The sequence below is a fragment of the Acinetobacter uliginosus genome, assembly GCF_044130295.1.
Classification (GTDB): Bacteria; Pseudomonadota; Gammaproteobacteria; order Pseudomonadales; family Moraxellaceae; genus Acinetobacter.
Window position 1 is genome coordinate 1 of record NZ_JBIQOC010000142.1, and the last position, 5676, is coordinate 5676.

The following is a 5676-nucleotide window of genomic DNA, read 5'->3' on the forward strand; positions in this document are numbered from 1 at the left end:
ATAAACAGAGTCAATCCGCTCATCTTGTGGAATCTGATTAAGTAAATCACCAAGCACCTGTGAATCACTGACATTATTGGTTGTAAGCTGAACTGCTCGTATTTGCAGGGTTTTGGCATCTATACCAATATGTAGTTTACGCCATTGGCGACGATATTCAGGTCCATGTTTCTTGCGTTTCCATTCGCCCTCACCTAGAAACTTCATGCCTGTAGAGTCCATGAGTAGATGCAGCCCATCGCTACTTTTTTGGTAGCTGATTACAATATCAATATGCTTTTGTCTTCTACAAAGCGTGGTGTAATCTGGAGCTATCCAATTTAATCCGCAAAGTTTAATCAGACTTTGCACAAAGCCAGTAACCATACGTAAAGACAGACGAAATAAGGATTTAATCATTAAGCAGCATTGGATGGCTGCGTCGGAGTAGGTTTGATTTCGCCCTTGTTTGCCTTTTGATGGCGCATACCATTGCGTAGCAGGATCAAACCAAATGGCAATATTTCCGCGACTCATGAGTGCTCGGTTATATGCGGGCCAATTGGTTGTGCGGTAGATTTTCTGTGTAGGCTTCTTCATTTGAAAATTATATCGCTGAAAAAGCCGTTACAGATAGGTTTGTGCAACAAAGCCCTGAAAATCCTGAAGGCGTAAATGGCGATATGACATTGATGGGCGCAAATGGTTTAACTCCAGCGTATTTCATTGCATCAGAAGGGACAGTTTCAAGTTTAAACATTGCCTATACTTTGCCAGTGCAAAATACGGGGAAATTAAAAGCCATTCGTTTTTATAATGACTACAGTTACTTAGACAAAGAGCGCAGTGACTGGGCTGCATCGCAAATGAATACCACAGGTGCAATGTTTATAGCGTCACCATTTATGGTTTGGGCCGATTACACTTGGGGGAAAAATGCCAATATTATTGGTGGTGGAACCAATGGGACAGGCTTTAGCTCAGCCACGTCTGAAAACAGCGAAAAGTGTATGTACCGTGTTAATTTAAATATTGGTTTTAGTTTTTAACTTCTTAGATTAGCGTGGCTTTGTTGCAAAAGACTGTAAAGGCCGATTTAATTTAGTCCTACCAAATTTAAGTAGCAATTAGGGTGTTAGGTCGGCCTAATTCAATAAATTTATTTAATACTGCCACACGTGCATGAACCTCATTTACTTGGCTTTGAAAGTTCTTAGCACTGAGCTTATCGCCGAGTAATTTGATGCAGTGCATCTTAGTTTCCACCAAACTCCTTAGATAATAACCCGACCATTTTTTCCATATGGTACTGCCTAAATTTTTAATCGTTTGAAGTAACTCATTTCGTTTTATTGAGCTGACCTTACAATCGTTCCATGGCATGGCATTTTTTCTGGGTGGAATCACCGCATGCGCTTGCTGATCCGAAGTGATTTGACTGCATTTTTTTGTCTCTAAACATTATCGGTATATACGGAAACTCTTCGTTTATCTAATGGGATTTGATCTAGTAAATCACCAAGTGCTTGTTAATCACTGACATTATTTGACGTAAGCTGAAAAGCACGTATTTGCAGTCTTTCAGCATCTATAGCAATGTGAAGTTTACGCCATTGACGACGATAATCAGGCTGATGTTTCTTACGCTTCCATTCACCTTCACCTAAAATTTCATGCCAGTTTGGTCTACGAGTGGATGTAGTCCATCATTATTTTTTTGATAGTTAATCGATATGCTTTTGTCTTCTACACAGTGTCGAATAGTCTGGTACAGTCCAATCTTAGCCACTCAGCTTAATTAGACTTTGAACAAAGCCTGTGACGATGCGTAAAAAGAGTCGAAATAGCGATTTGATCATTAAACAGCATTGGATAGCTGCATCAGAATAGGTTTGATTTCGTCCGTGTTTTCCTTGTGGGTGAGCATACCATTGAGTCGTAGGATCAAACCAAATCGAGATATTTCCTCAATTTATTAATGCTGGGTTGTAAGCGGACCAAATCGTTGTACGATAGGGTTTAGGTGCGGGCTTCTTCATTTAGAAATTATATTGCGGAATAAGCCTTCAAGCATAGGTTTATGCAATAAAGTCATTTTAATAAGGAAAACTTGAATTACTAGGAAGGAAAATGGAAATTGCCTTAATAAATGATTGATTCATACTGAGATTGTACCAAACAGAGGACAACTCAAATGAAACATACACGCATTAGAACTTTTAATACAAAAGCGACTTATCCAGAACAAAATTTAGATAATGATTTATGCCAGGCGGTTGTCGCACGTGGCAGTACAGTATTCCTACGCGGGCAAATTGGTCAAAATCTGGATACCTCTGAAAGTGTATGTATCGGCGATGCAGCAGGCCAAGCAGAACAGGCCATGTACAACATTAAGATGCTACTGGAAGAAGCAGGCGGTGAATTAGAAGACATCTGTAAAATTACCATCTACATCATTGACCCACGTTACCGTGAAGAAGTTTACCGTGTAGTGGGTAAATGGCTGAAAGGTGTTTTCCCAGTTTCAACAGGTATTGTGGTTTCTGCACTAGCTCGACCTGAATGGTTGGTCGAAATTGATGCAACAGCAGTCATTCCTGAATAATTTTATAAAAGGATAACTGCCTATGACATTTTCTATTATTGCCCGTTGTCATAAAACGGGGCAATTTGGAGGAGCAATCAGCTCCTCCTCTCCAGCTGTTGCAGCACGGTGCATTCAAGCCAAAGCGGGGGTAGGTGTTGCTACATCTCAGAACATTACCGATCCATACTTGGCAAACATTTTGCTAGATATGACCAAATATGATCTGGCACCAGAAGAATCCATCGCGGAATTGGTCAAAAATACCGACTTTATTGAGTATAGACAGTTAACGGTCATCAATTCTGACGAGAAACCTGCTGCATTTAGTGGCAAGCATACCTTGGGTGTTCATTCACAGTGCGTAGGTGAGCATGCGGTTGGTGCAGGAAATCTTCTTGCAAATGAATACGTTCCGAAAGCAATGGTTGATGCATTTCAGCAAGCGGATGGAAGCCTGGCAGAACGACTATTGTTTGCTTTGCAAGCAGGTTTAGAAGCTGGTGGCGAAGCTGGACCAGTTTATTCTGCAGGTGTTCTCGTAGTGGATAAACTGGAATGGCCTGTGATTAATTTACGTGTTGATTGGTCGGATACTCCAATTGAAGACCTTTATCAGCTTTGGAAAGTTTATGAACCTCAGGTAGAGGATTATGTTGTCCGGGCTTTAAATCCATCCAGCTCCCCAAGCTATGGTGTACCGGGTAATGAATAATCTTCAGCTGGGTGTTTAATCAGGATGAAATAGTGCTCAACAGAATATCATTACGCCAAATGCAATACTTTGTTGCTACAGCTGAAAGCGGTAGCATCATTATTGCTTCGGAGAAAATACACGTTTCTTCGCCGTCTATTTCAGCAGCAATTGCTCATATTGAATCTGAGTTACAAGTCCAATTATTTATTCGTCAGCATGCCAAAGGGTTGATCTTGACTAGTATTGGTGACAAGGTCATGCAGGAATGCAAATTTATTTTAAGTCAGGCCAGCAGCCTGTATTCCCTGGCGGCTGATTTTTCAGGCTCCATTCGTGGACCTTTAAAACTTGGTTGCTTTACTGCATTTTCACCGATGATTTATGCGGAAATTATTCACGGTTTTACCAACCTGTATAAAAACGTCAATCTGGATCTGTGTGAGGAAGACCAACAAGTTCTGCTGAATAGTCTGGTGCGTAATGAACTGGATGTAGTACTGACTTATGATCTTAATATTGATCAGGATTTAATAAATTTCGAATCTTTGGCGGTTTTACCGCCGCATGTGTTGGTCAGTGAAGCCCATCCTCTGGCAAAGAATGTAGCAGTAACTTTGGAAGAATTGGCGGAGCATCCTATGGTGTTGCTCGATATGCCATACAGCAATGATTATTTTATTTCTTTATTCCGTAATCATAAATTAAGTCCACAGGTGGCGCATTCTTCACGTCATGTCGATGTCGTGCGTTCAATGGTGGCAAATAATTTGGGCTATACCATTTTAAATGTGCGCCCAAAAAACAATTATTCACTCGATGGTAAACGTCTGGTGCGTATCCGCATTGCAGGGGAACATCGTCCTATGAAAATTGGCTTGGCGACTGCCAAAAATGCCAATTTAAATACAGTTTCCCAAGCCTTCATCAGCCGTTGTCGTGCCTTTTTATCTAATCAATATATTCCAGGAATGGGCGATGCATATTTCTTTGACCCGCATGTCAAAATGAAACGCGTTGCCGCAGAGGTTTAATCAATGAATGATCTCAGCAGTGTAGGGCTTTTATATAAACTGATCGCATTTGATACCACATCGTATAAAAGTAATTTAGATTTGATTTTGTACATCAAGGCATTGTTTGAACAATATCAAATTCAGGTCGATTTAAACTTTAATGCCGAACAAAGTAAAGCCAATTTACTTGCCACTGTTGGACCGATCGATCAGGCAGGAATTCTGCTTTCAGGACATTCAGATGTGGTTCCTGTGGAGGGCCAGCAATGGGATGCGCCTGCATTTGAAGCGGTGCAAAAAGGGGGCAATATTTATGGTCGTGGTACGGCAGATATGAAAGGCTTTTTGGCCTGTGCTGTCATGACCATGCTCAAAGCTTCGACACTCGAACTGAAACGTCCGCTACATTTATGTATTTCTTATGATGAAGAAATTGGTTGTATCGGGGTTCGCGGTATTTTAGATCAGCTGGCATCGACCATTGTATCTCCGATCATGTGTGTGGTTGGGGAGCCGACCATGATGCAGCTGGCTTTGGCACATAAAGGGAAAACTGTTTTTCGGGCAAAATGCTGCGGTGAAGAAGGGCACTCGGCTTTGGCGCCGAAATTTGTCAATGCGATTCATGTGGCAAGCAAGTTGGTTGAATCCTTGCAACACGTGCAAAACGTTTTAAGAATGCAGGGTCATCAAGATCCAGGTTATGATATTCCCTATAGCACGGTGCATGTAGGAAAAATTGCCGGTGGTACAGCGCTCAATATTGTTCCGAATATGTGCGTGGTAGATTATGAAATCCGCCATTTGGCACAGGACAATAGTCAGGCGATTCAAAACCAGATTATTGCAGGCATTGAACAAGAGTTTAATCAACATATCGATATAGAGGAAGTGAACCAATATCCGGGTTTAAAAACGTCTTCTACCATTGAAGCGGTGCAATTTATTCAAGAATTGCTACCGGACGATACGACTATAGGCAATATTTCATTCGGTACCGAAGGTGGATTATTTCAAGGGGTGTTGAATTGTCCGGTGGTGGTGTGTGGCCCGGGAGATATTGCGGTTGCGCATAAACCGAATGAATATGTGGCTATTGAGCAGTTAAATCAATGTGATATTTTCCTGGATAAATTATTAATGAGTATTAAATGCTAAATTATAAGTTTTTATATGATTAATCATTGAAATTAATATTGATTCGTGTATAAGTATTAATGCATTTGTATTTTAATTAATGTGCATGTATTTTTTTAAAAGGCTGATTTATTAGATCGGCCTTTTTTATTGCTTAATAGACCTCTTGCGAAAGTAAAAACTGCCTCAATATAGATTTCATGAAATATCAGAAATTAAATCGTTTTTCAGATTCTGAATTCCAGCGCTTGGTTGGTGTACCT

At 40.6% G+C, this 5676-nt stretch carries 5 protein-coding genes and 2 pseudogenes; 5 read left to right on the forward strand and 2 right to left on the reverse strand.

Features of this window, described 5'->3' with window-relative positions; translation table 11 throughout:
- Positions 1–579 (reverse strand): IS5 family transposase (locus tag ACE01T_RS17035; protein WP_395519746.1); only part of this gene is annotated, 579 nt, incomplete at its 3' end.
- A 59-nt stretch (positions 580–638) separates the two neighbouring features.
- Between ACE01T_RS17035 and ACE01T_RS17040 the strand changes: the two are divergent.
- A pseudogene (locus ACE01T_RS17040) lies at positions 639–1028 on the forward strand (hypothetical protein); the annotation flags it as partial.
- A gap of 67 nt (positions 1029–1095) precedes the next feature.
- Here ACE01T_RS17040 and ACE01T_RS17045 read toward each other — a convergent pair.
- Positions 1096–2018 (reverse strand): annotated as a pseudogene (locus ACE01T_RS17045) (IS5 family transposase).
- A gap of 155 nt (positions 2019–2173) precedes the next feature.
- Here ACE01T_RS17045 and ACE01T_RS17050 point away from each other — a divergent pair.
- From ACE01T_RS17050 to argE, 4 genes are read left to right on the forward strand one after another with little or no spacing between them, the layout of a single operon-like run.
- Positions 2174–2587 carry a RidA family protein gene (locus ACE01T_RS17050; RefSeq protein WP_395519747.1) on the forward strand — a complete coding sequence of 138 codons (414 nt, stop codon included), beginning with the start codon at positions 2174–2176 and terminating at the stop codon, positions 2585–2587.
- Positions 2588–2609: 22 nt separating this feature from the next.
- Positions 2610–3281 (forward strand): DUF1028 domain-containing protein, encoded by a 672-nt coding sequence (locus ACE01T_RS17055; protein ID WP_395519748.1) that lies wholly within the window; start codon positions 2610–2612, stop codon positions 3279–3281.
- A gap of 32 nt (positions 3282–3313) precedes the next feature.
- A complete protein-coding gene (locus tag ACE01T_RS17060; RefSeq protein WP_395519749.1) occupies positions 3314–4294 on the forward strand; it encodes a LysR family transcriptional regulator in 981 nt (326 codons plus the stop codon).
- A gap of 3 nt (positions 4295–4297) precedes the next feature.
- Positions 4298–5434: an acetylornithine deacetylase gene (gene argE, locus ACE01T_RS17065; RefSeq protein ID WP_395519750.1), complete on the forward strand. Its 1137-nt coding sequence runs from the start codon at positions 4298–4300 to the stop codon at positions 5432–5434.
- Positions 5435–5676: the final 242 nt, after the last annotated feature.

Excerpts from the sequence above, each read along its gene's own strand:
- ACE01T_RS17050 (WP_395519747.1), top strand. The coding sequence starts at position 2,174 with ATGAAACATACACGCATTAGAACTTTTAATACAAAAGCGACTTATCCA.
- ACE01T_RS17055 (WP_395519748.1), top strand. The coding sequence starts at position 2,610 with ATGACATTTTCTATTATTGCCCGTTGTCATAAAACGGGGCAATTTGGA.
- argE (WP_395519750.1), top strand. The coding sequence starts at position 4,298 with ATGAATGATCTCAGCAGTGTAGGGCTTTTATATAAACTGATCGCATTT.